Origin of the sequence: Pseudomonas veronii (assembly GCF_002028325.1) — a bacterium.
Taxonomy (GTDB): domain Bacteria; phylum Pseudomonadota; class Gammaproteobacteria; order Pseudomonadales; family Pseudomonadaceae; genus Aquipseudomonas; species Aquipseudomonas veronii.
The window spans coordinates 1062034-1088501 of sequence record NZ_CP018420.1 but is presented as its reverse complement, the minus strand read 5'-3'; the positions used below and the strand labels follow the sequence as shown (position 1 = coordinate 1088501).

General features: G+C 60.4%; 32 protein-coding genes and 1 riboswitch. Of the genes, 11 read left to right on the top strand and 21 right to left on the bottom strand.

Translation table 11 applies throughout. From position 1 onward, the window contains the following. Positions 1-182: 182 nt before the first annotated feature. The gene (locus PverR02_RS05000; RefSeq protein WP_017845948.1) at positions 183-815 is read right to left on the bottom strand and encodes a LysE family translocator; all 633 of its coding nucleotides are present in this window, start codon (positions 813-815) and stop codon (positions 183-185) included. Positions 816-899: 84 nt separating this feature from the next. Between PverR02_RS05000 and PverR02_RS04995 the strand changes: the two genes are divergently transcribed. The 3 genes from PverR02_RS04995 (at position 900) to PverR02_RS04985 (ending at position 3739) form a co-directional block, all read left to right on the top strand. After that, positions 900-1865 (top strand): 2-hydroxyacid dehydrogenase, encoded by a 966-nt coding sequence (locus PverR02_RS04995; RefSeq protein ID WP_017845949.1) that lies wholly within the window; start codon positions 900-902, stop codon positions 1863-1865. 30 nt (positions 1866-1895) lie between these two features. Then, positions 1896-2894, top strand: a complete 999-nt coding sequence (locus PverR02_RS04990; protein ID WP_017845950.1) for a class I SAM-dependent methyltransferase — start codon at positions 1896-1898, stop codon at positions 2892-2894. Positions 2895-2944: 50 nt separating this feature from the next. Then, positions 2945-3066: riboswitch (yybP-ykoY riboswitch) on the top strand. 88 nt (positions 3067-3154) lie between these two features. Continuing rightward, on the top strand, positions 3155-3739 hold the full coding sequence (locus tag PverR02_RS04985; protein WP_017845951.1) for a TMEM165/GDT1 family protein: 585 nt from the start codon (positions 3155-3157) through the stop codon (positions 3737-3739). Positions 3740-3819: 80 nt separating this feature from the next. Here PverR02_RS04985 and PverR02_RS04980 read toward each other — a convergent pair whose 3' ends face one another. From PverR02_RS04980 to PverR02_RS04965, 4 genes are all read right to left on the bottom strand, one after another. Beyond that, complete coding sequence (locus tag PverR02_RS04980) at positions 3820-4638, bottom strand: M48 family metallopeptidase (RefSeq protein ID WP_017845952.1); 819 nt, start codon at positions 4636-4638, stop codon at positions 3820-3822. 136 nt (positions 4639-4774) lie between these two features. Continuing rightward, positions 4775-5395, bottom strand: a complete 621-nt coding sequence (locus tag PverR02_RS04975; RefSeq protein WP_046384665.1) for an SOS response-associated peptidase — start codon at positions 5393-5395, stop codon at positions 4775-4777. 36 nt (positions 5396-5431) lie between these two features. Beyond that, positions 5432-5692 (bottom strand): putative signal transducing protein, encoded by a 261-nt coding sequence (locus tag PverR02_RS04970; RefSeq protein WP_017845954.1) that lies wholly within the window; start codon positions 5690-5692, stop codon positions 5432-5434. Between the two features lie 11 nt (positions 5693-5703). Then, positions 5704-5886: a CPXCG motif-containing cysteine-rich protein gene (locus PverR02_RS04965; RefSeq protein ID WP_017845955.1), complete on the bottom strand. Its 183-nt coding sequence runs from the start codon at positions 5884-5886 to the stop codon at positions 5704-5706. 133 nt (positions 5887-6019) lie between these two features. On the opposite strand from PverR02_RS04965, the gene PverR02_RS04960 reads away from it, so the two are divergent. Next, a complete protein-coding gene (locus PverR02_RS04960) occupies positions 6020-7183 on the top strand; it encodes a 1-acyl-sn-glycerol-3-phosphate acyltransferase (RefSeq protein WP_169850554.1) in 1164 nt (387 codons plus the stop codon). Between the two features lie 121 nt (positions 7184-7304). On the opposite strand, the gene PverR02_RS04955 is transcribed toward PverR02_RS04960, so the two are convergent. Next, complete coding sequence (locus PverR02_RS04955; protein ID WP_046384667.1) at positions 7305-7562, bottom strand: hypothetical protein; 258 nt, start codon at positions 7560-7562, stop codon at positions 7305-7307. Between the two features lie 182 nt (positions 7563-7744). Between PverR02_RS04955 and PverR02_RS04950 the strand changes: the two genes are divergently transcribed. Beyond that, positions 7745-7954 (top strand): hypothetical protein, encoded by a 210-nt coding sequence (locus PverR02_RS04950; RefSeq protein ID WP_017845958.1) that lies wholly within the window; start codon positions 7745-7747, stop codon positions 7952-7954. 55 nt (positions 7955-8009) lie between these two features. On the opposite strand, the gene PverR02_RS04945 is transcribed toward PverR02_RS04950, so the two are convergent. Continuing rightward, positions 8010-8594 (bottom strand): YajG family lipoprotein, encoded by a 585-nt coding sequence (locus PverR02_RS04945; RefSeq protein ID WP_017845959.1) that lies wholly within the window; start codon positions 8592-8594, stop codon positions 8010-8012. A 193-nt stretch (positions 8595-8787) separates the two neighbouring features. Here PverR02_RS04945 and PverR02_RS04940 point away from each other — a divergent pair, with 193 nt between their 5' ends. Both PverR02_RS04940 and mqo read left to right on the top strand, forming a co-directional pair. Beyond that, positions 8788-9021, top strand: a complete 234-nt coding sequence (locus PverR02_RS04940) for a hypothetical protein (RefSeq protein WP_046384669.1) — start codon at positions 8788-8790, stop codon at positions 9019-9021. Between the two features lie 718 nt (positions 9022-9739). Next, positions 9740-11248, top strand: coding sequence for a malate dehydrogenase (quinone) (mqo, locus tag PverR02_RS04935; protein ID WP_057004261.1), 1509 nt, complete (start codon positions 9740-9742; stop codon positions 11246-11248). 43 nt (positions 11249-11291) lie between these two features. Here mqo and PverR02_RS04930 read toward each other — a convergent pair. From PverR02_RS04930 to PverR02_RS04915, 4 genes are all read right to left on the bottom strand, one after another. Continuing rightward, positions 11292-12514, bottom strand: a protein-coding gene (locus PverR02_RS04930) for an IS3 family transposase (RefSeq protein ID WP_167379478.1) whose coding sequence is annotated in 2 segments (ribosomal slippage) — positions 11292-12163 and positions 12163-12514 — 1224 coding nt in all. Because the reading frame shifts where the segments join, the coding sequence is not laid out codon by codon here. Positions 12515-12626: 112 nt separating this feature from the next. Beyond that, entirely contained in the window at positions 12627-12914 is a 288-nt protein-coding gene (locus tag PverR02_RS04925; RefSeq protein WP_017845962.1) for a PA4642 family protein, read from the bottom strand. A gap of 191 nt (positions 12915-13105) precedes the next feature. Next, the gene (locus tag PverR02_RS04920; protein WP_017845963.1) at positions 13106-13591 is read right to left on the bottom strand and encodes a hypothetical protein; all 486 of its coding nucleotides are present in this window, start codon (positions 13589-13591) and stop codon (positions 13106-13108) included. Between the two features lie 62 nt (positions 13592-13653). After that, a complete protein-coding gene (locus PverR02_RS04915) occupies positions 13654-14211 on the bottom strand; it encodes a hypoxanthine-guanine phosphoribosyltransferase (RefSeq protein WP_010567709.1) in 558 nt (185 codons plus the stop codon). Positions 14212-14374: 163 nt separating this feature from the next. Here PverR02_RS04915 and upp point away from each other — a divergent pair, with 163 nt between their 5' ends. Together upp and PverR02_RS04905 are read left to right on the top strand one after the other, a co-directional pair. Then, positions 14375-15013 (top strand): uracil phosphoribosyltransferase, encoded by a 639-nt coding sequence (gene upp, locus PverR02_RS04910; RefSeq protein WP_017845966.1) that lies wholly within the window; start codon positions 14375-14377, stop codon positions 15011-15013. 2 nt (positions 15014-15015) lie between these two features. Next, positions 15016-16290 carry a uracil-xanthine permease family protein gene (locus PverR02_RS04905; protein ID WP_017845967.1) on the top strand — a complete coding sequence of 425 codons (1275 nt, stop codon included), beginning with the start codon at positions 15016-15018 and terminating at the stop codon, positions 16288-16290. Positions 16291-16419: 129 nt separating this feature from the next. Here the strand turns inward: PverR02_RS04905 and hisC are convergent, their stop codons facing one another. The 10 genes from hisC to PverR02_RS04855 all read right to left on the bottom strand — a co-directional run bounded on the left by hisC (position 16420) and on the right by PverR02_RS04855 (position 24650). Then, positions 16420-17472: a histidinol-phosphate transaminase gene (gene hisC / locus PverR02_RS04900; protein WP_079442871.1), complete on the bottom strand. Its 1053-nt coding sequence runs from the start codon at positions 17470-17472 to the stop codon at positions 16420-16422. A gap of 3 nt (positions 17473-17475) precedes the next feature. Beyond that, positions 17476-18801, bottom strand: a complete 1326-nt coding sequence (hisD, locus tag PverR02_RS04895) for a histidinol dehydrogenase (RefSeq protein ID WP_017845969.1) — start codon at positions 18799-18801, stop codon at positions 17476-17478. 379 nt (positions 18802-19180) lie between these two features. Beyond that, complete coding sequence (hisG, locus tag PverR02_RS04890) at positions 19181-19816, bottom strand: ATP phosphoribosyltransferase (protein WP_017845970.1); 636 nt, start codon at positions 19814-19816, stop codon at positions 19181-19183. 156 nt (positions 19817-19972) lie between these two features. Next, on the bottom strand, positions 19973-21238 hold the full coding sequence (gene murA / locus PverR02_RS04885; protein ID WP_017845971.1) for a UDP-N-acetylglucosamine 1-carboxyvinyltransferase: 1266 nt from the start codon (positions 21236-21238) through the stop codon (positions 19973-19975). Positions 21239-21261: 23 nt separating this feature from the next. Continuing rightward, a complete protein-coding gene (locus PverR02_RS04880) occupies positions 21262-21501 on the bottom strand; it encodes a BolA family protein (protein WP_017845972.1) in 240 nt (79 codons plus the stop codon). A 114-nt stretch (positions 21502-21615) separates the two neighbouring features. After that, positions 21616-21921 carry an STAS domain-containing protein gene (locus tag PverR02_RS04875; protein ID WP_017845973.1) on the bottom strand — a complete coding sequence of 102 codons (306 nt, stop codon included), beginning with the start codon at positions 21919-21921 and terminating at the stop codon, positions 21616-21618. After that, entirely contained in the window at positions 21918-22565 is a 648-nt protein-coding gene (locus PverR02_RS04870) for an MlaC/ttg2D family ABC transporter substrate-binding protein (RefSeq protein ID WP_046384674.1), read from the bottom strand. The genes PverR02_RS04875 and PverR02_RS04870 overlap by 4 nt, the downstream gene beginning before the upstream one ends. A gap of 11 nt (positions 22566-22576) precedes the next feature. Next, a complete protein-coding gene (gene mlaD / locus PverR02_RS04865) occupies positions 22577-23044 on the bottom strand; it encodes an outer membrane lipid asymmetry maintenance protein MlaD (protein WP_017845975.1) in 468 nt (155 codons plus the stop codon). Further along, the gene (gene mlaE / locus PverR02_RS04860) at positions 23044-23841 is read right to left on the bottom strand and encodes a lipid asymmetry maintenance ABC transporter permease subunit MlaE (RefSeq protein ID WP_017845976.1); all 798 of its coding nucleotides are present in this window, start codon (positions 23839-23841) and stop codon (positions 23044-23046) included. The genes mlaD and mlaE overlap by 1 nt, the downstream gene beginning before the upstream one ends. Further along, on the bottom strand, positions 23841-24650 hold the full coding sequence (locus PverR02_RS04855; RefSeq protein WP_003171811.1) for an ATP-binding cassette domain-containing protein: 810 nt from the start codon (positions 24648-24650) through the stop codon (positions 23841-23843). The genes mlaE and PverR02_RS04855 overlap by 1 nt, the downstream gene beginning before the upstream one ends. 315 nt (positions 24651-24965) lie before the next feature. On the opposite strand from PverR02_RS04855, the gene PverR02_RS04850 reads away from it, so the two are divergent. Then, a complete protein-coding gene (locus PverR02_RS04850) occupies positions 24966-25940 on the top strand; it encodes a KpsF/GutQ family sugar-phosphate isomerase (protein ID WP_017845977.1) in 975 nt (324 codons plus the stop codon). Continuing rightward, the gene (locus tag PverR02_RS04845; RefSeq protein WP_017845978.1) at positions 25941-26465 is read left to right on the top strand and encodes a KdsC family phosphatase; all 525 of its coding nucleotides are present in this window, start codon (positions 25941-25943) and stop codon (positions 26463-26465) included. It begins immediately after the preceding gene. The last annotated feature ends 3 nt before the right edge of the window (positions 26466-26468 follow it).

Here is a 26468-nt window from a genome sequence, read left to right as displayed (position 1 = left end):
CGGTCTCGGCTTGAAGACCTGCACTGTAGAGACGTTAGGTGCCGACCAAATCAGCCAAAGGAATGATTTGTAGGGACTGCTGGATGCTAGCTTTGCGCCACCACTCAAAGCCGATAGCGATCAAATGTGGGAGGGTCTTGCACCCTCCCACATTTGGACTGTCCTCAATGAGAGAAGATCATTTATTTCATACTGGTGAACGCCAGTTTTACGCCGATGGCAATCAACACCGCCCCCATCGTCCGATCGAACCAATGCCCCATCCGCGCAAACCCTGCACGCACCCGCTGCTGGCTGAACAACATCGCCACCAGGCAGAACCACGCCGCCGTCGCTACCGCCAGGTACACGCCATAACCCGCCTGCACCGCCAGCGGTGTGTGCGGGTTGATCACCACGGTAAACAGCGACAGGAAGAACAACGTGGCCTTGGGGTTCAAACCGTTAGTCACAAAGCCTGCGGTAAACGCCCCGCGTGGGGTGCGTTCGCCGACTTCGCGGTGCAGTTCACCCTCGGCGGCTGGCTTGGCCGGCTGCGCGCGCAGGGCCTTGAAGCCGATGTACAGCAGGTAGGCCGCCGCCGCCCATTTCAGCGCGTTGAACAGCACGATGGACTGGGACACGATCAAACCGATGCCGAGTAACGAGTACCCCACGTGCAGGAAAATCGCCGAACCCACGCCCAATGCGGTCCAGGTCCCGGCGCGGCGGCCGTGGGTGACACTTTCGCGCACCACCACCGCGAAATCCGGACCGGGACTGGCCACTGCCAGCAGGTGAATCAAGGCCACGGTCAAAAACTCGGCGACGTACATACTCACTCCATTAAGTAACGGATTATTTCATCTGATAGGCTCGGCAGATTACGCCTTCGAACCCTGTCACAAAAGGTACAGTTGATGACGAACAATCGCCGCGCCGTCTTCCTCGATCACCCATCCCTCGACCTGGGGGATCTCGATCTCAGTGAGCTGCACAACTGTTTCAGCGAGCTGCAGTTGTTTGAGCAGACCACCCCGCAGAATGTGGTCGAACGCCTGCAAGGCGCCCAGGTCGCTATCAGCAACAAGATTGCGCTCAACAGCGAAACCCTGGCCGCCTGCCCCGAACTCAAACTGATCCTGGTGTCGGCCACGGGCACCAATAACGTCGACCTTGAAGCCGCCCGCGCCCATGGTGTCACCGTCAGTAACTGCCAGGGCTACGGCACGCCGTCGGTGGCGCAGCATACGATCATGCTGCTGCTCAACCTGGCGACGCGGCTGAAGGACTATCAACGGGATGTCAGCGCGGGCAAATGGCAAGCCGCCAAGCAGTTCTGCCTGCTGGACCACCCGATCGTCGAGCTGGAGGGCAAAACCCTCGGTTTGCTCGGGCATGGCGAACTGGGCAGCGCCGTCGCACGGCTGGCCGAGGCCTTTGGCATGCGCGTCATACTCGGCGCCATTCCCGGGCGCCCTGCCCGCGCCGACCGCATGCCGCTGGATGAACTGCTGGCGCAGGTCGACGCGTTGACGCTGCACTGCCCGCTCAACGAACACACCCGCGACTTGATCGGCGCTCGCGAGCTGGCGTTGCTCAAGCCCGGCGCGTTTATCGTCAACACCGCGCGCGGTGGCCTGATCAACGAACAGGCCCTGGCCGACGCCTTGCGCAATGGCCACCTGGGCGGCGCGGCGACCGATGTGCTGAGCGTCGAACCCCCGGTGCATGGCAACCCGTTGCTGGCCGACGATATCCCGCGCTTGATCGTCACGCCCCACAACGCCTGGGGCAGTCGCGAAGCGCGGCAGCGGATTGTCGGCCAACTGGCGGAAAACGCCCGCGGCTTTTTCAGCGGCGCCCCGCTGCGCGTCGTCAGTTGATAAACTGCGCCCCTTTTCAAGGAGCAGACCATGGATCCGCGCAGTGAAGTACTGCTTCGTCAGGCCGAACTTTTTCAAGGCAACCTGCTGCTGGTGGGGTTGCCTGCCGACGATTTGCTCGGCCGCCTGCCCAACGCCCATGGCTGGTGCTGGCATGCCGGTGACCAGGCTGCGCTCGACGCACGTTTCCCCGAGCGCAGCCAGTTCGGCGTGAATGTGCCGCAGCGCACGTTTGATGCGGCAGTGATCTTCCTGCCCAAGTCCAAGGACCTCACCGACTATCTGCTCAACGCCGTGGCCGCACGCCTGCCCGGTGCCGAGCTGTTTCTGGTGGGGGAGAAAAAAGGCGGGATCGAAAGCGCCGCCAAACAGATGATCCCCTTCGGCAAGCCGCGCAAACTCGATAACGCACGGCACTGCCAGTTGTGGCAGGTCACCGTGGCCAACGCGCCGCAAGCGGTAGAGCTGGAGAGCCTGGCGCAGGTTTTCGAAGTGCCGCTGGCCGAAGGCCCGCTGAAAGTGGTGAGCCTGCCGGGCGTGTTCAGCCATGGTCGCCTGGATCGTGGCACCGAGTTGTTGCTGGAGCATTTGGACAAACTGCCCAGCGGCCACCTGCTGGACTTCGGTTGCGGCGCCGGTGTGTTGGGCGCGGCGGTCAAACGTCGCTACCCGCACAATACGGTGACGATGCTGGATGTGGACGCCTTCGCCACCGCCAGCAGCCGCCTGACCCTGGCGGCCAACGGTCTGGAAGCCGACGTGCTGACCGCAGACGGCATCGATGCCGCGCCAATGGGCTTGAACGCGATCTTGAGCAACCCGCCGTTCCATGTCGGGGTACACACCGATTACTTCGCCACGGAGAACTTGCTGCGAAAAGCCGCGAAACACCTGGCAAAAGGCGGCGAACTCCGACTGGTTGCCAACAGCTTCCTGAAGTACCAGCCGCTGATCGAAGAGCACTTGGGCGTGTGTGCGGTCAAGGCCGAAGGCAATGGTTTTCGCATCTATCGCGCCAAGCGCGGCTGATCGGCGTTTGCAAAAGAACACTTGCCGAATGGATTTTGCCTAGGCAGAATCCGCTCCGTCCTAGGGGAGTAGTCTCCCACGAGCGCCACGCTCGTCCGGCATACGTCAACATACTTGGTCAGCAGACCATGGCGTATGCGACCCAGGAGTCCGCTCAGACGGACCGGGGTTTGACAAGACCTATGACACGCACACCTTACCCGGGGCGGGAAGGCTGTACGTGTCATAGCCGTGTCGACCCGCCCCTGGAAACCTACCTGATGCTGGATTCACTGCTCGTCCCTACCGCAATCGTTGCCTTGGCCGAAATCGGCGACAAGACCCAACTGCTCGCGCTCATCCTTGCCGCACGCTTTCGCAAACCCTGGCCGATCATCGCCGGCATCATCGCCGCAACCCTGGCGAACCATGCCGCTGCGGGTGCCGTAGGTGCCTGGTTCGGCAGTTTCTTCTCGGATGCGGTGCTGCACTGGATTCTCGCCGCGAGTTTCTGCGCCACGGCGCTGTGGACCCTGGTGCCGGACAAACTCGACGATGACGAAGCCAGCACCACGCGCAAGTTCGGGCCGTTCCTGACCACCCTGATTGCGTTCTTCCTCGCCGAAATCGGCGACAAGACGCAGATCGCCACGGTAATGCTGGCGGCGCAATACCCTGAGCTGTGGCTGGTGGTTATCGGCACCACCCTGGGCATGTTGATTGCCAACGTACCGGTGGTTCTGGCGGGGAATTTTGCCGCGGAGAAATTGCCGTTGACCTTGATTCGTCGACTGGCGGCTACGGCGTTTTTTGTCCTGGCGATCGTGGCGGTGTACAAGGCCATGCAAAGCAGCGGTTGGATCTAAGGATCCAAGCCTGCAAACCCAATCCAATGTGGGAGGGGCTTGCCCCCTTCCACATTGGGATCTTCATGAGGCTTGGATTATCAGGACTTCTTGGCCTGCTGATACAACGGCATCACCTTCGGAATCGCCGCCTGCAACGAGGCGATCCGACTGTCGGAGGCCGGGTGAGTGCTCATGAACTCCGGAGGCGCGCCTTCCGAAGCCTTGGCCATCTTGTTCCACAACGTGATGGCGGCGTTCGGGTTGTAACCGGCGCGGGCCGCCAGCTCCAGGCCGATCAGGTCCGCTTCGTTTTCATTGCTGCGGCTGTTGGGCAAGGTCATGCCGTAGTTGGCCACGGTATCGGCCAGCGCCATGCTGTCCTGGCCGAGACCAAGCAACGCGCCGGCGCCCTGCTTGGCCATCTCGATGCCGTAGGCCTTGGACATGGCTTCACGGCCATGTTCGCGCAAGGCGTGGGCGATTTCATGGCCCATCACCGCCGCCAGCTCGTCATCGCTGAGCTTGAGGTTATCGATCAGCCCGCTGTACACGAAGATCTTGCCGCCCGGCCCGCAGTTGGCGTTCATCTCATCGCTCTTGATCAGGTTCACTTCCCACTTCCACTGCGCCGCATCCGGACGGAAGGTCGGCGCCTGGGCGATCAGGCGGTTGGCGATGGCCTGCACGCGCTTGGCGTTGGCGCTGGTCTTGTCCACCAGGCCTTTACCGCTGGCTTCACCCAAAGTCTGCTGGTAGGACTGCGCATACATCTGGTCGACTTCCTGGCTCGACAGCATGCTGAACATGTACTGCTTGCGCTCCACCCCAACGGCACCGCCGCTGGTGGTGTTGACGGACTGACACCCGGCCAGCAGCACTGCTGCCGCCAATACACTTACGGCCAATGATTTCTTCATCAACACACTCTCCCTGAAAAGACGCCCTGAAAACATGGCGCGTATCCTAGGCGGTGATTTGTATCGACGCCAGATACATCAGACGTGCAGACGCTAAATTTCGGATACATCCCACAACGGTGGCGGATTTTCTGGCTCAAGCCGGAGTCAGGCACTCCGGCCCATTCAGCTTGGGATCGTTGACCATGTTGGCCAGCACCCGTTCACGCAAGGCGACCGGCTCGCTGGCCAACAGTCCCTGCAACACCGGCAGCGGCGTCTCGGGGTTCAGCCAGGCTTCCTGCCCCGCCACATCCAGAATCAACGGCCGCCGCTGACTCTGCGCCGCCTGGGTCACCACCGCGGTGCTCAGCCACACTTGCTCCTGCACCGGATACGCTTCCCAGATGGCCGCAAAAAACAGCGTCGAACCTTCCCCTGGCGTCAACCAGTACGGCCGCTTGCGCTGGGTGCCGCGCCATTCGTAGAACCCGTTGGCCGGCAACAGGCAGCGACGCTGGCGAAACGCTTCGCGGAACATCGGTTGCTCAGCCAGGGTTTCGGCGCGGGCATGCGCCGGGGTACGGGAAAGGTCCGTCAGCCAAGGCGGTGTCAGGCCCCAGCGGGCGCGGGCCAGGGTGCGCTGGCCGTCGGTGGCGCGCTGGATCAGCACCGAATCATTGGGAGAAATATTCCACTGGGCCTGCTGATCCGCCGGAAAGCCCGGCAAGGCAGCAAACGTGGGGTTCCAGCGAAACAGGGCATAACGTCCACACATGGGGCAACACGACTCTTGGGTAAACCGACCGACAGCCTAACAGACCAACACGTCGGGGAAGCTGTCGGGTTCATCGCCAGGCAACGGTTGCGCACCGTTATACGCGGTGATCAGCTCCCGCGCGCAGGCTGCCTGGTCGTTGTCCACCTCTAGCCCCAGCAGCCCGAAAATCGGCAACTCGCCGCTACCGCCGAGCAAATGGCGTCCCACCAAATGCGCCTCGATCCCTTCGCTGGCGAGCATCTGCTGCAGCAGCTCGCCTTCCATCAGGTTTTCCGGTTCGTAGATTCGCTGCATGGGCGTACCTGTTATTCGTTTTCGCTGCGAGTTTCGAGCATCCACTCTTCACCATGGACCTGCAGGTTGAAAATGATCGGTCGGCAACATACCTGACAGTCTTCTATATAGGTCTGGTCGCCGCCGGATAAATCCACGGTTGTCTCCACCACTTCACCACAATAAGGACAATCGTACAGCGCGGTTTCCAGCATCGCAGTCTCCCAAGTGACTTGTGCGTATAATCGCCGGTCTATTTACAGGGTTATATTTCGGCCGAGCCCATTACTCGGGCCGCACCCTGGTATTTCCTCTACTTACCCTAGCCGTTTCTAACAAGAGAGCATGATGGGCGAATTCGATACCATCCGACCTTACAACGACAGCGAAGTCCCGGCAGTGCTGGAGCGGCTGTTCAGTGACAAGGCCTTTCTGGACATCCTGACCCACTTCCGCTTCCCGCGCTTTGCCGGCGCGCTGGGCTGGCTGCTCAAACCCATGATCGCCCGCAAACTGCGCCGTGAATTCGCCGGCGTCACCACCGTGGCCACGCTGCAGGACAAAGTCGAGTATTACGTCGACCACACCATTGATCGAGCGACCGACGGCGTGACCTATACCGGCGTGGAACAGCTCAAATCGGGCACCGCCTACGTCTTTTTGGCCAACCATCGCGATATCGTGATGGACCCGGCCTTCGTCAACTACGCCGTGTACCACGCCGGCCTGCCGACACCGCGTATCGCCATCGGCGACAACCTGCTGCAAAAGCCGTTTGTCAGCGACCTGATGCGCCTGAACAAGAGCTTCATCGTGCACCGCTCGATCACCGGGCGAAAGGAAAAAATGGCGGCTTACCAGTTGCTGTCGGCCTACATCAACCATTCGATCCGCCACGACTGCCAGTCGATCTGGATCGCCCAGGCCGAAGGCCGCGCCAAGGATGGGGATGACCGCACCGAATCGGCGATCCTCAAGATGTTCCACGTCAGCCGCAAGGACGAGCCGTTCGCCGAGGTGATCCAGTCGCTGAACCTGACGCCCGTGTCCATCAGCTACGAATACGACCCATGCGACTTGGCCAAGGCTCGCGAGCTGTACATCCGCGCCACCACCGGCACCTACACCAAGGCGCCGGGTGAAGACGATGTGAGCATTGCCCTGGGCATTACCGGCTACAAGGGCCGGGTGCATGTGAACTTTGCGCCGCCGATCACCGAGCGCTTCGAAGACACCAAGCTGCTCGCCGTGGAAATGGACCGGCAGATTCTCGGAGGTTATCGCCTGTTCCCGGTTCACTACCTGGCCTACGCCCAGTGGAGTGACGCCGACCCGCAACTGCAGGTGCCCAAGGCAGCGGATATCTTCCCGGCCGACGAGTTGGCCAAGGCCAAGGCAGAGTGGGAGCGGCGCTTGAGCGAGTGCCCGGTCGAACACCGGCCGTTCCTGGTGGTGCAATATGCAACGCCAGTGCGCAATCAATATCGGGTCAAGGCGGGAATCCCGCTGTAATACACCTAGCCAAACCTGTGGGAGCGGGCTTGCCTGCGATGCGGTGGTTCAGTCACAGCGGTACCGACTGTAACTCCGTTGTCGCGAGCAAGCCCGCTCCCACCGTCGTTTCAGGGTGCAACTAAAAACGCGTGCTGATCCATGAAACCAGCAGCGCCAGCCCCAGGCAGGCGAAACCAATACGATAAGCCAGGCGATGCGCCCGTTCGGTGCGTACATCCAGAAACAGCATGGGTTGGTCGATGGCGCGCTCTTCGCTTTGCGCGGCGAGCCTGGCCATGGCGCGCTGTTCCTTCAAACGGGTAATGAATAGCAGTGCAGCGCCAGAGCAGGCCACTGATAGAGCAACAACATTGATCAGCAGTCCGGCCAGCGCCATCACACACCTCCTTGAAACAGTGCCTTGGTATCCATTCAGATACAAACCTGAACGGAAGTCGCCTTCTGCGCCTAAAAGCTCCTTCCCCCATTGACGGCTAATGTATCGAGTAATTTACGGCGTCACCTGAACGTCACCTTAACCGTTCACTCTGTGGCCCTTCGAACGCTCGGGAGCTTGTCATGTTGCACGCGCAAAACCAGGATCGACTGTATTTGATAGCCCCAAGCGATGAGCAAGAGGCGCTGATCGGCGGCCTCGCGTTCAACGTCCAGGACCGCCACTGGCTGGTGTATTGCGCCCTTGGCGGGCACCAGCATGCGGACCTGCCGGAGACGGACCTGCTGACCGGGATAAGCCTGCTCGACTTCGGTATCGACACCGCGGCATGAAACGGCGGGCACAAAAAAGCCGGGCTCAGCGCTGAGCCCGGCTTGTTATTGAGCGTTATTGCGAGCTGAGCAGCTGGCCGATGCTCGGGTCCTTGAACAGACGGGTCAAGGCGTCGCTCAGGACGTCGCTGACCAGCTTGGTGTTGGTCTCCTGGTTGGGCGACATGCCGAAGCGCTGGTTGAGGGACGCACCATAACGGCCGCTGTAGCGACGGGTGCCGGCGCTCACGTCGGACCTGAACGTCGCGCCGATAGTGGCCTCAGTCACGTACAGGCCGTCTTTGGGCGACTGGTATTTCAGCTCGGCCAGGGTGATGGTCAACTGCGGCGCGCCCGGCGAGTTGGCCGGGGTAAAGCCGAGCAACCGCACCGCGGCTTCAGCCTGGGCTTGCAGCTTGGGGAGCACATCGGCACCGCTCACCGACACCAGCGCGGTCTCCGGATACAGGCCACCACGGGAGCCCAGGGTCGGCGAAGGACGACCATCCACCACACGCACCGACACCGGCTGACCGTGACCCACCGGGGCCAACTGCGTGGTGAGCTTCGGTTGCGGGCTGAGTTGTTGCGGGCTATTGGCGCAGCCAACCAGGGTCAAACTGGTCACAGTGATCAAACCGAACAACAGGCGTTGCAACATGCTCTTCTCTCCAGAAATCGAGTACCGACAGGCCGGCAGTATAGCGGGCGGCCCTCGCCGGGAACTAGCGTCAGTTACAACCTAAGACCCGCAGACATTGTAGGGGTTCGGTGTCACCGATATGTCACAGCCGATACACGCGCCCGTCATCCCCGGCAGGCATGCTTGGCCTCAATCTCAGGAGGCTGACTTCATGCATTTTCTCTGGTCGCTGTTTACCCGCAAGCCCGCCCTTCGCCAATTTGCCCTGCTCGATGTGCAAGGTCGCTGCCAGGCTTTCAAAGAGTGCAGCCAGCCACCGGTCGGCGCTGGCTGGGTGGAAATCGAAGAAATCCGCTTGAGCTGGATGCACCGCCCGCTGCCCGCCAGCGCCCGTATCAGCCCACGCGCGACGCAGTCGCCGCATCGCCACCCGTTGGCCGCCTGACCGAACGCCTAATAAAAGTCATAAAACACGCCCATTTCCTTGGCGTTCTTCGCTACAATCTCCCCCCGATTATAAGGACGTCTCCTGATCGGGCCTCGCAACATCGTTAATGCTTCGGTATTAGCCCCCCCAGATCGCCCACAGAGAGCCGCCCACACAGATCGTGTGAAGCTGGCGCGCTTGCTGTTTTCTTTGCAAACCACCCGCCTTTACCGAATCTGCCAGAGCTGCCATTGCGCTCGGCCACTTGAGTTGTTTGCCCGTTTTGCCGCATGCCGGCAAGGTTTTCCGGGCCAGGTGCCAGGCTGGGGCAGCCCTTTTTTGAGGTTCACGTCTTCAAAAGAGCGTGAAAAAACGGGTTTTCACAACTTCACAAGAGTGTGGCGAGCAAATGAATAGTTTGGCGTTTGTACAAGCACCATCAGCGTCTGGAACAGCCCAATCACACAGGACCGAGTGCTCCGGGGCTTGAGCCTGTCCGCTACGGATTGATTGCACGGATCGCACGCTTTGACCATAAGTCGAATTGCCACGGCAGCCCATGAATGCGTTCATAGGCGGATTAGCCCGGCAGGAAGCGTGCGCTGAACTTGCAAAGAATTGCGAATCGGACATGGCGATCCTGGCCATGGGTAACCTGGGGCAACACGTGAACCGCCCCGTCACTCCTGGCAGCCATGCCGTCAATTTGGTGCTGCAGATTTTGGAGACGCGTTAAATGGCGCATAACGAAGCAGTCGACGTAGTACTGGTAGGGGCCGGCATCATGAGTGCCACCCTGGCCGTACTGCTCAAAGAGCTCGACCCCGGCCTCAAGCTGGAAGTCGTTGAGCTGATGGACTCGGGAGCCGCGGAGAGTTCCAACCCGTGGAACAACGCCGGTACCGGCCACGCCGGGCTGTGTGAGCTGAATTACACACCCCAGGCCGCCGACGGTTCCATCGACATCAAGAAAGCTGTCCACATCAACACCCAGTTCGAGGTGTCGAAGCAGTTCTGGGCGTACCTGACCAAAAAAGGCACCTTTGGCTCGTCCAGGTCCTTTATCACCCCGGTGCCGCACCTGAGCTTCGTGCAGGGCGACAAAGGCGTAGCCTTCCTCAGGAAGCGCTTTGAAACCCTCAGCCAGCATCATGCATTTTCGGATATGCGCTATACCGAAGACCGCAACGAGATGGTCGAGTGGATGCCGCTGATGATGCCAGGCCGCCCGCTCGACGAAAAAATCGCCGCGACCCGTGTGCAGAACGGCACCGACGTCAACTTCGGCGCCCTGACCAACCAGTTGCTGAACCACCTGACCAGCGCGCCCGATGCCCAGGTCAAGTACAGCAAACGCGTGACCGGCCTCAAGCGCAATGGCGCGGGCTGGACCGTGAGCATCAAGGACGTCAACAGCGGCAACAGCCGCGACGTGGACGCCAAGTTCGTGTTCCTCGGCGCCGGTGGCGCGGCCCTGCCGCTGCTGCAAGCCTCGGGCATCGAAGAAAGCAAAGGCTTCGGCGGTTTCCCGGTCAGTGGCCAGTGGCTGCGTTGCGACAACCCGGAAGTGGTCAAGCACCACCAGGCCAAGGTCTACAGCCAGGCCGCCGTGGGTTCGCCACCGATGTCCGTGCCGCACCTGGACACCCGCGTGGTCGACGGCAAGACGTCCCTGCTGTTCGGGCCTTACGCCGGTTTCACCACCAAGTTCCTCAAGCACGGCTCGTTCCTTGACCTGCCGTTGTCGGTGCGCGCCGGCAACATCGGCCCGATGCTGGCCGTGGCCCGGGACAACATGGACCTGACCAAGTACCTGGTCAGCGAAGTGATGCAGTCCATGGAACAGCGCCTGGAATCCCTGCGCCGCTTCTACCCGCAAGCCAAAGCCGAAGACTGGCGCCTGGAAGTGGCCGGCCAACGGGTGCAGATCATCAAGAAAGACCCGAAAAAAGGCGGCGTGCTGCAATTCGGCACCGAGCTGGTCGCGGCCAAAGACGGCTCGCTGGCGGCGCTGCTGGGCGCGTCCCCGGGCGCTTCGGTGACGGTGTCGATCATGCTCGAACTGATCGAACGCTGCTTCCCGACCAAGGCTGCCGGCGAGTGGGCGGCCAAACTGCACGAGATCTTCCCGGCCCGTGAAAAGGTCCTGGAGACCGATGCCGAGCTGTACCGTAAGATCAACGCGCAGAACAACATCAGCCTGGAACTGGTTGAGCAAAACAACGAAGCCCAAAGCTACGCTTAAGGCCTCTGTCTAGTCCTGAAATAGGTTTACACCTATTTCAGTCTCAAAACGCCCGGTGCACCGCATCGGGCGTTTTGTATTTCAGGGAGAAATGCGGTCGCTCCCCGTTGTAGATCCGCACCGACTCATCCACCATTTTTACTGCGTCTGCCAAGTCTTTGGGGCGATGTAGCAAAAATTCAGTTTTCAAAATCCCGTTTATCCTCTCGGCCATCGCGTTCTGATAACAATCATAACCGTCGGTCATTGAGCACCTGATCCCGTGCTTGATGTGCATCCGCTGGTATAAGTCGGAGCAGTATTGGGCGCCGCGGTCTGAGTGATGGACAAGCGGCTCCTTGGAGCTTCGCTGGCTAACCGCTTTCTGCAGCGCTTTGATCACCGATTCCGTATGCAGGCTTTCATGCACATGATGACCTACGATCTTGCGTGAGTACGCGTCCGTTATCAGGCTGACGTAGGCGACACTTTCCCGCGTTGGTAGATAGGTAATGTCTGCGACCCAAACCTGTTCGGGCCTGCTGGCTACGACTTGTTCCGGACCTGCTTTGAGCAGGTTTGGATGGCGGCGAAAACGATGATGGCTATGAGTGGTTTTATGGTAGGCCCGCTTGCGTGGAACGAGCGCTCGCGCCTCTCTCAAGATGGCAAACAGGCGGTCTCTGCCGACACTTAATGCCGCACCAGCCTCAATGCTCATCAGGTAATGCAGCTTACGCGTTCCTAGCCTGGGTTGGCGTCGACGCTTTTCCAGAACAAAGTCCACCACTTCCTGGTCCTGGCGGACTCGGGCATCAAAAACTCGATTGCGTTTGTAATACGCTTGACGCGAAATACCCATGAACAGGCAAGCCCTGGTAATGCTCAGGTTTTGGATTTGCCCTTGCGAGAGGACTTGCCGGGTCGCTTTTTTACGATGGAAACACCGTAGTCATTTTTCAAGACATTCACGACAGCCTCAAAGAACTGGGCTTTCTGATTGCTCAGTGCCAGTTGCTCTTCAAGCTCTTTGATCCGCTGTTCGGGTGTTAGCGGGAGGTTGGGGTCGGTCATTGGCTTGCTCCGCGGCGCTCGAATTGATGCGCCTTGACTCCAGTCCTGTCGGCCATGCTTGCGTAACCAAACCAGTACCGTGGACCGGCCCTGAATGCCAAAGCGCCGTTGAGCCTCTTTATAACTTAACTCGCCTTTTTCAACTTGGTCTACGACCGATAATTTAAAAGCTAACGTGTAGTCGCGCTGGCTGCGCCTTTTGCCCGTATCCATTGAGTCCTCCTGAAGATAGGTCAGAAGGCGTAAACCTTATTCAGGACGGGACACTCGAAATAAAAAAGCCCCGCTTCTCGATATGAGCAGCGGGGCTTTTTTTCGCCTGCAATCAGCCGCGGGCGTTATCGATCAATTCAATGTACTCGGCGGCGTTGCGCTGGTCCTTGATCAGGTCGACGAAGGTCTGGCCATGCTCGTCCTTGCCATCGAGGTCCAGGCCGGCGGCCTTGAAGAAGCCCAGGAAGCGCTCGAAGTCGTCGATACGCAGGCCACGATAGGCCTTGATCAGTTTGTGCAGGGAGGGTGAAGTCGCGTCGACGGGTTCGAAGTCCAGGAACAACTTGATCTGATCGTCGCCGATCTCGTCACCAATCACCTGTTTCTTATCTTTACGCATTACCGACTCCAGCCTGCGGACATTTACATGGGGTTTGAAGTCTACCTGCGAGGCGCGGGCGGCGAAAGCGCTGAGAACCACTGTGGGAGAGGGCTTGCTCCCGATTGCGCTGGATCAGTCAATTAGCTGTCGACTGACACACCGTCATCGGGAGCAAGCACCCTCCCACATTGGGTTCGTCAGGGTGCTGGCTACTTGGTGCGTACCACGCCGGTATGCAGATCCGCCCAGATATGCCCGTTGGCATAACTGAGGAACTGCACATACACCGTGTCATTGCGCAGCAGGTCGACGATCACGCGGTATTGGGTCGCGGGGTAGGACAAGGTCAGGGTCTTGGTCTTGTCATCGAACACCGGCTTTTTCAGGCTTTTGCTTTCGGCGTCGAAATTGACGATCACCTGGGCGATGCTTGCGCCTTTGTTCAAGGACTTGCCCTTGAGGCGAATCATCACCGGCGACGTCACCGGGATCGGCTGCTGCGTGGATTGGCGCTGATTACCGACCACCACCGCATACTCGGTGACTTGCAACAGTTGCTGCTGATCGGGCGCTTCGGCGCGCAGGGCCAGGTCGTCGGGCGGCAGGAATTGGCTGTGCATCGGCGCCGGGGCGGCGGCCAGCGGCAAGCTGAGGGTCAGCGCCAGGGCGGCGCAGGTGCGAATCAACAGGCTCATGAACAGCTCCAGACGCAGAAGCCAAGCACGATAGCATGCGCAACCCTGCGTCGGAGCCTTGATCACATGCCTTTAACGGCGTAAATCCCATTGGCGTTGCGCCAGTAACCTTTGTAGTCCATGCCGTAACCGAAGATGTAGCGGTCGATGCACGGCAGGCCGACGAAATCGGCCTTCATTTCGGGGCGCGCCTTGCGGTCGTGGTCTTTGTCGATCAGCACGGCGGTGTGGACTTTGCGCGCGCCGGCGTGTTTGCAGAAGTCGATGATCGCGCCCAGGGTGTGCCCTTCATCGAGGATGTCGTCGATGATCAGCACGTCGCGGTCGATGAACGAGACTTCCGGCTTGGCTTTCCAGAACAGGTCGCCGCCGCTGGTTTCGTTGCGATAACGCGTGGCATGCAGGTAGGACGCTTCCAGCGGGAAGTGCAGATGGGTCAGCAATTTGCCGGCGAAGATCAGACCACCGTTCATCACGCAGAAGACCACCGGGTTGGTGTCGGCCATTTCGCGGGTGATCTGTGCGCCGACCTTGGCGATCGCCTCTTCGACTTGCGCTTCGGTGTACAGGCAGTCAGCCTCGCGCATGATTTGACGGATATGCTCGAGATCAGCAGACATGGCGCTCTCCAGGGGGTGCTGTGGCAAGAAAAGCGGGCAAAGGTACGCATGTGAGGCGCAACGTTCAAGCCTTAATGGACTAACGTGCTAGATGTCTATAGGACAACACCCTCGGATAGATTAATCTAGGCCGGTTTTTTTGCCCGCCGCCGGAGCCTTTCCCATGCCCACTCGCGAGATCCGCCATCCGCTGATCCGACACAAGCTCGGCCTTATGCGCCGCGCCGACATTAGCACGAAGAACTTCCGTGAGCTCGCTCAGGAAGTCGGAGCGTTGCTCACCTACGAAGCCACCAAAGACCTGCCCCTGGAAAGCTACGAGATCCCCGGTTGGGCCGGCCCCGTCCAGGTCGAGAAGATCGCCGGCAAGAAAATCACCGTGGTGCCGATCCTGCGCGCCGGCATCGGCATGCTCGAAGGCGTCCTCAGCCTGATCCCCGGCGCCAAGGTCAGCGCCGTGGGCGTGGCTCGCAATGAAGAGACGCTGCAGGCCCACACCTACCTGGAAAAACTCGTACCGGAAATCAACGAGCGTCTGGCGATGATCATCGACCCGATGCTCGCCACCGGCAGTTCCATGGTTGCCACCATCGACCTGCTGAAGAGGGCCGGTTGCAAGGACATCCGCGCCATGGTGCTGGTCGCCGCGCCCGAAGGCATCGCCGCCGTCGAGAAGGCCCACCCGGACGTGCAGATCTACACCGCGTCCATCGATGAGCGCCTGAATGAAAACGGCTACATCATCCCAGGCCTGGGCGACGCCGGTGACAAGATCTTCGGTACCAAGCAGAAGGACGCGTGAGCATGCAGGATGAATTCAACGACCCGCTTTGGCGCCAGATCCTGTCTGGCGCACAAATGCTCTTTGTGGCATTTGGCGCGTTGGTGTTGATGCCGCTGATCACAGGTCTTGATCCAAACGTCGCCCTGTTCACCGCTGGCTTGGGCACGCTGCTGTTCCAACTGGTGACCGGGCGGCAGGTGCCGGTGTTTCTGGCGTCGAGCTTTGCCTTTATCACCCCGATCATTCTCGCCAAGGGCCAGTTCGGCCTGGCGGCGACCATGGGCGGGGTGATGGCGGCCGGTTTCGTTTATACCTTCATGGGGTTGGCGGTGAAGATCAAGGGCACCGGTTTCATCGACCGGCTGCTGCCGCCGGTGGTGATCGGGCCGGTGATCATTTCCATCGGCCTGGCCATGGCGCCGATTGCCGCCAACATGGCGATGGGTAAATCCGGCGATGGCGCCGAGCTGATCCATTACCAGACGGCGATGCTGATCTCGATGCCGGCGCTGCTGACCACCCTGATCGTGGCCGTGTTCGGCAAGGGCATTTTCCGCCTGGTGCCGATCATCTCCGGCGTGCTGGTGGGCTTTGCCATGGCGTTCTACTTCGGCGTGGTCGATACGGCCAAAATTGCCGCCGCACCGTGGTTCGCCCTGCCTCACTTCACCGCGCCGGAATTCAACTGGCAGGCGATTCTGTTTATCGTCCCGGTGGCCCTGGCCCCGGCGATCGAGCATATCGGCGGTGTGATCGCGGTGGGCAGCGTGACCGGTCGCGACTACCTGAAGAAGCCCGGCCTGCACCGCACCCTGCTGGGTGACGGGATTGCCACCACGGCCGCTGGCCTGTTTGGCGGCCCGCCGAACACCACCTACGCCGAAGTGACCGGCGCAGTGATGCTGACCAAGAACTACAACCCGAAGATCATGACCTGGGCGGCAATCTTTGCCATCAGCCTGGCGTTTATCGGCAAGTTCGGCGCACTGCTGCAGAGCATTCCAGTGCCGGTGATGGGCGGGATTCTGTGCCTGCTGTTCGGCTCGATCGCCGCCGTAGGCATGAACACGCTGATCCGCCACAAGATCGACCTGGGCGAAGCCCGCAATCTGGTGATTGTGTCGGTGACGTTGGTGTTCGGGATTGGCGGTGTGCTGATCGGCACCGGCACCGGTCCGGACGATTTCGGCCTGAAGGGCATCGCCCTGTGTGCGGTGGTAGCGATTGGCTTGAACCTGCTGCTGCCGGGCAATGATGGCTGGAAGCACAAGAAGCCGGATGAGCCGTTGATCTAACCAGCACTGCAAAACTGAATGTGGGAGGGGGCTTGCCCCCGATGACGGAGTGCCAGTCGACATCTAATCGACTGATCTGCCGCTATCGGGGGCAAGCCCCCTCCCACATTGTTAGATCTTCAGTGTGACTTAGAGCTCGCCTAGGCCATCGATCAGCGCCTGGTTCTGCTCCGGCGTACCGATGCTGATCCGCAGGAACTGATCAATCCGCGCCTGCTTGAAGTGCCGCACGATCACGCCCTGCTCACGCAACTTGGCCGCCAGGCCGGCGGCGTCGTGCCGTGGGTGGCGGGCGAAGATGAAGTTCGCAGCCGATGGCAACACTTCAAAGCCCTTGCCTTCCAATTGCGCGACCACCTTGTTGCGGCTGTCGATCACCCACCGACATGTCTTCTCGAAGTACTCGCGGTCGTCGAACGCCGCCGCTGCGCCGACAATCGCCAGGCGATCGAGCGGATAGGAGTTGAAGCTGTTCTTGACCCGCTCCAGCGCCTCGATCAGGTCCGGGTGGCCCACGGCCAGGCCCACGCGCAAACCGGCCAGTGAGCGCGATTTGGACAAGGTCTGGGTGACCAGCAGGTTCGGGTAGCGATCCACCAGGCTGATGGCAGTTTCGCCACCGAAGTCGACGTAGGCTTCATCCACCACCACCACCGAATCCGGGCTGGCCTTGAGGATCTGCTCCACCGCGTCCAGGGCCAGCACGCAGCCGGTCGGCGCGTTCGGGTTGGGGAAGATGATCCCGCCGTTCGGCCTGGCGTAGTCCGCCGCGCGGATCTGGAACTGCTCATCCAGCGGCACCGCGTCGAATTTGATGCCGTAAAGGCCGCAGTACACCGGATAGAAGCTGTAGCTGATATCCGGGAACAGCAGCGGCGAGTCGTGCTGGAACAGCGCGTGGAAGATGTGTGCCAGGACTTCGTCGGAACCGTTGCCGAGGAACACTTTACCGGCGTCGATCCCGTAATAGCGGGCCACGGCCTGCTTGAGCAGGTCGCTGTTGGGGTCCGGGTACAGGCGCAGATTGTCGCTCAACTCGACCTGCATGGCCGCCAGCGCCTTGGGCGACGGGCCGTAGGGGTTTTCGTTGGTGTTGAGCTTGACCAGCTTGGTCAACTTGGGCTGTTCACCGGGTACGTAAGGCACCAGCTCCTTGACGAAGGGGCTCCAGAATTTGCTCATGTCTCAGTTCCCCTTATTGTCTTCAAGGATGCGGTATTCGGCGCTCCGGGCATGGGCGCTCAAGGATTCGCCACGGGCCAGTACCGAGGCGGTCTTGCCCAACTCGGAAGCACCTTGTGGCGAGCAGAAGATGATCGACGAACGCTTCTGGAAGTCGTACACCCCCAGCGGCGACGAGAAGCGCGCGGTGCCGGAGGTCGGCAACACGTGGTTGGGGCCCGCGCAGTAGTCGCCCAGGGCTTCGCTGGTGTGACGGCCCATGAAGATCGCGCCCGCGTGACGAATCGACGGCAGCCAGGCCTGTGGGTCGGCCACGGACAACTCCAGGTGTTCCGGCGCGATGCGGTTGGCCACTTCGATGGCCTGCTCCATGTCGCGCACCAGGATCAACGCACCACGGCCATTGATCGACTTCTCGATGATCTCGGCGCGGTCCATGGTCGGCAGCAGCTTGTTGATGCTGGCGGCGACTTTGTCGAGGAACTCGGCATCTGGGCTGACCAGAATCGCCTGGGCGTCTTCGTCGTGCTCGGCCTGGGAAAACAGGTCCATGGCGATCCAGTCCGGGTCGGTCTGGCCATCACACACCACGAGGATTTCCGAAGGACCGGCGATCATGTCGATACCGACCTGGCCAAATACATGGCGCTTGGCGGTGGCGACATAGATGTTGCCGGGGCCGACCACCTTGTCGACCATCGGCACGCTTTCGGTGCCGTAGGCCAACGCCGCGACAGCCTGGGCGCCGCCGATGGTGAACACGCGGTCGACACCGGCGATGCAGGCGGCCGCGAGGACCAGCTCGTTGATCTCACCGCGCGGGGTCGGCACCACCATGACCACTTCGGTCACACCGGCCACCTTGGCGGGAATCGCGTTCATCAATACCGACGACGGGTACGAGGCTTTACCGCCCGGCACGTACAGGCCGGCGCGGTCCAGCGGCGTGACCTTCTGGCCCAATACGGTGCCGTCGGCCTCGGTGTAGCTCCAGGAATCCTGTTTCTGTTTTTCGTGGTAGCTGCGCACCCGCGCCGCCGCGAGTTCCAGGGCTTCGCGCTGCGGCGCGGTGATGCGCGTCAGGGCCAGCTCCAAGCGTTCGCGGGGCAGGATCAGGTCCGACATGGACTTGACGTCCAGGCCGTCGAACTGGCGGGTGAAATCCACCAACGCGGCGTCACCGCGCTCGCGCACGGCCTTGATGATATCGAGCACCCGCTGGTTGACCGAGTCGTCGGACACGCTTTCCCAACTCAGCAGATGATCCAGATGATGGGCGAAATCCGGGTCGGCAGCGTTGAGTCGGGCAATTGCAGTGGACGTGGTCATAGCGAGGGCCTCATAGGATTGGCAAAAACTCAGGCGCCCGAAGGTGCGCTGACGTTCAATAACGAATCGCGTTGGTGCTGTGGCCGTGCCAGGCAAGGCGCGGGACGCCGGTAAGGGTTTGTTTCCCTACCAAGTCCCGCAACGCGGCATGGCGCGGCCACAGTACCAACCCGTAGAGCCTTGCCTCAAAAGGCAGGCTGCTACGCGTCGCTAGGTATTGAAAAAAAATCTTCTACTAACATAACTTGCCTTTTGGGGTAAGGCGCGATTCGTTATTGAACATCAGCGCACCTTCCCAGCAGTCGTATCCGCCTGGGCACCTGAGAATTCTGGCTATGAGGCGGATAGACGGGCGCAGCCGTTTGGCTACGCGGGTGAGTCAACCGCGGTGTCGAGACTCCACTGCGTTGCGCAGGGTGTCGATCAACGCCTGGATACGCGCGTGCTGCATCTTCATCGATGCCTTGTTGACGATCAGCCGGGAGCTGATGTCAGCAATGAAATCCTGGGGCTCCAGACCGTTGGCGCGCAGGGTGTTGCCGGTGTCGACCACGTCGATGATCTTGTCGGCCAGGCCAATCAGCGGCGCCAGCTCCATCGAGCCGTACAGCTTGATGATATCGACCTGACGGCCTTGCTCGGCGTAGTAACGCTTGGCGATATTGACGAACTTGGTGGCCACCCGCAGGCGACCTTTTGGCTCGACATCACCGACACGGCCGGCGGTCATCAGCTTGCACAGGGCAATACGCAGGTCCAACGGCTCGTACAGGCCCTGGCCGCCGTATTCCATCAATACGTCTTTACCGGCGACACCCAGGTCGGCGGCACCGTGTTCAACATAGGTCGGCACATCGGTAGCCCGCACGATCAGCAGACGAACGTCGTCCTGGGTCGTAGGGATGATCAGCTTGCGGCTCTTGTCCGGATTCTCGGTCGGCACGATGCCCGCTTCAGCCAGAAGCGGCAAAGTGTCGTCAAGGATGCGGCCCTTGGACAGTGCGATGGTCAACATGGGAAACGTCAGTCCTTCATCAGGCTATTGCGGTCTGGTCGCAAACGGCGCCAGACACAGATCGAGGCCATTACAGCCTCGATTTGAAACACATTCAGCCGGAATACGCAATTGCACACCCCGGGCGGGCGCATCCCTGCGCCCGTGCAGCGGGGGCTAGCCCGGTACGCGGCGGATCTTCGCGCCGAGCATCTGCAGTTTTTCTTCGATGCACTCGTAGCCACGGTCTATGTGGTAGATGCGGTCGATCAGAGTGTCGCCCTCTGCACACAGTGCGGAGATCACCAGGCTGGCCGAGGCCCGCAGGTCGGTGGCCATGACGGGCGCGCCCTTGAGCTTGTCGATGCCGGTCACGATGGCCGTGTTGCCTTCGACCTGGATCTTCGCGCCCATGCGGTGCAGTTCGTACACGTGCATGAAGCGGTTTTCGAAGATGGTCTCGATCACAGCGCCGGTGCCTTCGGCAATCGCGTTCAGGGAGATGAACTGCGCTTGCATGTCGGTCGGGAACGCCGGGTACGGAGCGGTCCGCACGTTGACGGCTTTTGGCCGCTTGCCGTGCATGTTCAGCTCGATCCAATCTTCACCGGTGGTGATTTCAGCGCCGGCTTCCTTGAGTTTTTCCAGCACGGACTCAAGGATGGTCGGATCAGTGTCCTTGACCTTGACGCGGCCACCGGTGACGGCGGCGGCAACCAGGTAGGTCCCGGTCTCGATGCGGTCCGGCATCACCTTGTAGGTGGCCGAATGCAGGCGTTTTACACCTTCGACGGTGATGGTGTCGGTGCCGGCGCCGCTGATATTGGCGCCCATGGCGATCAGGAAGTTGGCCAGGTCGACCACTTCCGGCTCGCGCGCGGCGTTTTGCAAGACGCTGCGGCCGTTGGCCAGGGCAGCGGCCATCATGATGTTCTCGGTACCGGTCACGCTGACGGTATCAAAGAAGAAGTTGGCGCCACGCAGGCCGCCTTCCGGCGCCTTGGCCTTGATGTAGCCACCTTCGACGTCGATGGTGGCGCCCATGGCTTCAAGGCCACGGATGTGCAGGTCGACCGGACGCGAACCGATCGCGCAACCGCCAGGCAAGGCCACTTCGGCTTCGCCGAAACGGGCAACCATCGGGCCGAGCACCAGGATCGACGCACGCATGGTTTTCACCAGCTCATACGGGGCGATCAGGGTCTTGATGGTGCGCGGGTCGATTTCAACCGACAGTTTTTCGTCGATCACCGGCTCAATGCCCATGCGACCGAACAGTTCGATCATGGTGGTGATGTCGTGCAGGTGCGGCAGGTTGGCCACGGTCACAGGGCCATCACACAGCAAGGTCGCTGCCAGGATCGGCAAGGCGGAGTTTTTCGCACCGGAAATGCGGATCTCGCCATCAAGGCGGGCACCACCGGTAATAATCAATTTATCCATAAGAATCTCGACGCCTTGGGGGCTCAGGTGCGCTCGGCCCAGGCCGCGCGGCTGAAAAATTTCATAGTGACCGCATGGATGCTGCCATCGGTGATCCACGGGTTCAAATGGGCATAGACCTGCTGTTGACGCTTGACCGGGCTCAATGCCGCCAGTTCATCGCTAATCACATTCAGCTGGAAGTTGCAGCCTTCGCCTTCAACTTCTACGTTCGTTTCCGGCAGCTTTCCTTCAAGGAAGCTCTTAACTTCTAGGGCCTGCATGCTCAACCTCTATCGGCGCCCAGTGCGCGCGGGTCGCACATCATACAAAAAAGCCCCGCGCCTGCGAACCCCGCATAGCAGGACTCTGACGGGGGGCTTTCTTGAATATGTGTATTAAGGATGCGCCAACAGCTCGGTCAGACCAGAAACGTCGGCAATTTCACGCATGTCGTCGGGCAACGCACGAATGCTCACCGGCTTTTTGGCCGCCTCGGCGTCGCGCATGAAGCACAGCAGCAACGACAAGCCGACGCTGCTGGACTTGGTCACCGCCGAGCAATCGAGCACCAGCGACGGTGCGGTGCTCGCCTGGATCAGCGCCTGCCCCTGCTTGCGCAGGTCGGGCCCGGTGCGGTAATCCAGCACGCCGCTGAGGAACAACTCGCCGGCATCGCCGATACGAACAGCCGCCTCGGTCATTGCGCGGGCTTCCCGGCGGCTTTATCGGTCTCTTCCTTGGCCTTGGCCACTTCACCGGCCCAACCATTGATGGTCTTGTCGAGGTCGTTGCCATTGCGCTGCATCGCGTCGGCGAACTGATCACGGAACAGTTTGCCGATGTTGATGCCGTTGATGATCACGTTACGCAGCTTCCACTCACCGCTGACCTTCTCCAGAGTGTATTGCACTGGATAGATGGCGCCGTTGCTGCCCTTGACGGTCATGCCGACGCTGGTGCGATCGCCCGACTCATCCTTGGCAGGGTCGACAGTGATCCCCTGGTTGTTGTACTCGAGCAGGGCGTTGCCGTAGAACTGAAACAGGCCCTTCTTGAAGTTTTCCTGGAATGTCTGCATCTGCGCAGGTGTCGCCTTGCGCGAATACTTCACCGTCATGATGCTGCGCGAAATGCCTTCGGCATCCACGACCGGGCCGACAATGGTGTTGAGCGAGTCGTAGAACTTGGTAGGGTCTTGCTTGTACTGTTCTTTATTGGCCTTCAGGTCAGCCAGCATTCTGCTGGTCGTGTCCTGCACCAGTTCGTGCGCAGAACCTGCCGCGTTGGCCATCAACGGCAGTGCTGCAAGCAGTACCAGCAGACCACGTCGCAAGGTAGAGATCATGAACAGATTCCTCATTTAGCGTCTTTATTGACCGTATTGAGCAGGAATTTACCGATCAGGTCCTCAAGCACCAGCGACGACTGTGTGTCGTGGATGGTCGAACCATCCTTGAGCAGAGCGGTTTCCCCGCCTACGCTGATACCGATGTATTTCTCGCCCAGCAAACCTGCGGTGAGGATCGATGCCGTGGAGTCAGTCGGCAGATTATCGACCTTCTTGTCCAGTTGCATCGTCACACGCCCGGTGAAGCTGTCGCGGTCCAGATCGATCGCCGTGACCTTGCCGATGGTTACACCGGCCATGGTCACTTTAGCTCTGACAGTCAAACCCGCGATATTGTCGAAGTACGCGTAAAGTTTATAGGTATCGGCGGTGGGGCTGGCCGAAAGGCCGCTGACTCGCAGGGCCAGCAACAGTAAAGCCAGGATGCCAGCCAGCAAGAAAAGGCCGACACCGATTTCCACAGTGCGGTTTTGCATCAGAAATCTCCAAACATCAAGGCGGTCAAAATAAAGTCAAGGCCCAGTACCGCCAGCGAGGCGTACACAACGGTCTTGGTGGTGGCGCGACTGATCCCTTCTGAAGTGGGCTCACAGTCATAGCCTTGGAATACGGCGATCCAGGTCACGACAAAGGCGAAGACAATGCTCTTAATGATGCCATTGAACACATCGCCGCTGAAGTTCACGCTGTTTTGCATGTTGGACCAGTAGGAGCCTTCATAGACCCCCAGCCAGTCCACCGCCACCCACGAACCGCCCCAGATACCCACCACGCTGAAGATCATCGCCAGCAGCGGCAGGGAAATGAAGCCGGCCCACAGGCGCGGGGCAACAATGTACTTGAGCGGGTCCACGCCGATCATCTCGAGGCTGGACAACTGCTCGGTGGACTTCATGTTGCCGATTTCGGCGGTCAGCGCAGAACCAGCGCGCCCAGCGAACAACAGGGCCGTGACGACCGGGCCGAGTTCACGCAACAGCGTCAGGGCGACCATCTGCCCCACCGCCTGCTCCGAGCCGTAGCTGGACAGGATATTGAAGCCCTGCAACGCCAGCACCATGCCGATGAAAACCCCGGAAACCACGATGATCACCAGGGACATCACACCAACGGAGTGCAGTTGCTTGATCAGCAGGCCGAAGCTGCCGCCAATGCCGCCACGGCCGAGCAAGGCGTGAAACAGGAATATCGTCGAACGGCCGAGCACTTCGATGATGTCGATGCCGGAACGCCCGAAAAGGCGCACCTTTTCGATAAGAGATGTCTTGCGCATCAGCGCTTCCCCAGAAGATCTGAGCGGTAGTCCGCTGCCGGAAAATGAAAAGGCACCGGGCCATCGGGATCGCCGGTCATGAATTGGCGAATGCGCGGGTTGTCAGCGTTCATCAGTTCTTCCGGCGTACCCTGCCCCAGCACCTGGCCATCACCGACTACATAGAGGTAGTCGGCGATGCTCGCGGTTTCGGCCAGGTCGTGGGAGACCACGATACTGGTGATCCCCAACGCATCGTTGAGCAGGCGGATCAGGCGCACCAACACGCCCATGGCGATCGGGTCCTGGCCCACGAAGGGTTCGTCATACATGAGAATCTGCGGATCGAGGGCAATGGCACGCGCCAGGGCGACACGACGCTTCATGCCGCCGGACAGTTCATCCGGCATCAGGTCGATGGCGCCGCGAAGGCCCACGGCCTGCAGCTTCAGCAACACAATGTCACGAATCATCTCGTCGGACAGCTGGGTATGCACCCGCAGCGGAAACGCTACGTTTTCGAACACATCGAGGTCGGTGAACAATGCACCGCTCTGGAACAGCACCCCCATGTGCTTGCGCGCATCGAACAGATCGCTGCGCGACAACGTCGGCAGGTTCTGGCCGTTGACCCACACTTCGCCGGCACTGGGGCGCAATTGCATGCCCATCAAGCGCAACAGGGTGGTCTTGCCGCAACCGGAAGGCCCCATGATGCCGGTGACCTTACCGCGGGGAATGCGAATATCGACGTTATTGAAGATGCTGCGCGTCCCGCGCTTGAAGGTAAGGCCCTTCAGCTCGACCGCGTAGGCGTTATCGGCACTCATCTAAACTCCTTGGGATGCAGCCTCTCACTCAGACACCACGCTTGTGACAAACGTTTGCAACGGTTGCCCAACATATAGTTAGCCACATGGGCTGGGTGGACCGAACTGGCGGCGAACTATATCACTGCTGGTACAGCGCCCCCAAGGCCGGAACAGCGCTTGTTCAGATTGGAGACAGGGAAAAACCGTTGCTTGCTATGTTACCGAGGAATGAATCTGAAGCGCCTGACGACTAAAGACTGACGAACTTGCGTGAGGGAATTGATCATTATCGTTATAATCGTCGACTTTTCGTCAGGCTATACGATTTCAGACATGAGCCAATCCAGCGATCTTATCCAATCCGCACAACGCACCATCCGCCTCGAGCTTGAAGCCGTAGAAGGCTTGCTGGCCCATATCGACGTGGATTTCGTACGCGCCTGCGAGATGATTCTGGCCAGCAAAGGCCGCGTTGTCGTGGTCGGCATGGGCAAGTCCGGTCACGTCGGCAACAAGATCGCCGCCACCCTGGCAAGCACCGGGACCACGGCGTTTTTCGTCCACCCGGCCGAAGCCAGCCACGGCGACATGGGCATGATCACCAAGGATGACATCATCCTCGCACTGTCCAACTCCGGCACCACCAACGAAATCGTGACCTTGCTGCCGTTGATCAAGCGCCTGGGCATCCAGATGATCAGCATCACCGGCAACCCGGAGTCGACGCTGGCCAAGGCCGCCGAAGTGAACCTGAATGTTCATGTGACCGCAGAGGCCTGCCCGCTGAACCTGGCGCCAACCTCTTCCACCACCGCCGCGCTGGTCATGGGCGATGCCCTGGCCGTGGCGCTGCTGGAAGCACGTGGGTTTACGGCGGAAGACTTCGCGTTTTCCCATCCGGGCGGCGCGCTGGGCCGACGCCTGCTGCTGAAAGTGGAAAACGTCATGCATTCCGGCGATGAACTGCCCCACGTACAGCGCGGCACTCTGCTGAAGGACGCACTCATGGAGATGACCCGCAAGGGCCTGGGCATGACCGTGATCCTGGAAGCCGACGGACGCCTGGCCGGCGTATTCACCGACGGTGACCTGCGCCGCACCCTGGACCGCACTATCGATATCCACACCGCCACCATCGATGCGGTGATGACTCCCCACGGCAAGACCGCACGCGCAGAAATGCTGGCGGCAGAAGCCCTGAAGATCATGGAAGACCATAAGATCGGCGCGCTGGTGGTGGTCGATGGCAATGACCGCCCGATCGGCGCCCTGAACATGCACGACTTGCTGCGTGCGGGAGTGATGTAAATGACCAGCGACCTGTTGCAACGCGGCAAGCACATCAAATTGGCGATTTTCGACGTTGACGGCGTGCTGACCGATGGCCGCCTGTACTTCCTCGAGGACGGCAGCGAATTCAAGTCGTTCAACACCCTCGACGGCCAGGGCATCAAGATGCTCATGGCGGCGGGCGTGCAAACCGCGATTATCAGCGGTCGGAAAACCCCGGTTGTGGAACGCCGCGCACAAAACCTGGGGATTCCTCACCTGTATCAAGGCAGGGAGGATAAACTAGTCGTTCTGGACGAGCTTCTTGGCCAACTGAACCTAAGCTATGAGCAGGTTGCCTATCTGGGCGACGACCTGCCCGACCTGCCGGTGATCCGCCGGGTGGGCCTGGGCATGGCTGTCGCCAATGCGGCGGCATTTGTTCGCGAGCATGCCCACGGCATCACCACGGCCCGTGGCGGCGAAGGCGCCGCCCGCGAGTTCTGCGAGTTGATCCTGCGTGCCCAGGGCAGCCTTGAAGCGGCCCACGCCGCCTACCTATAGAGC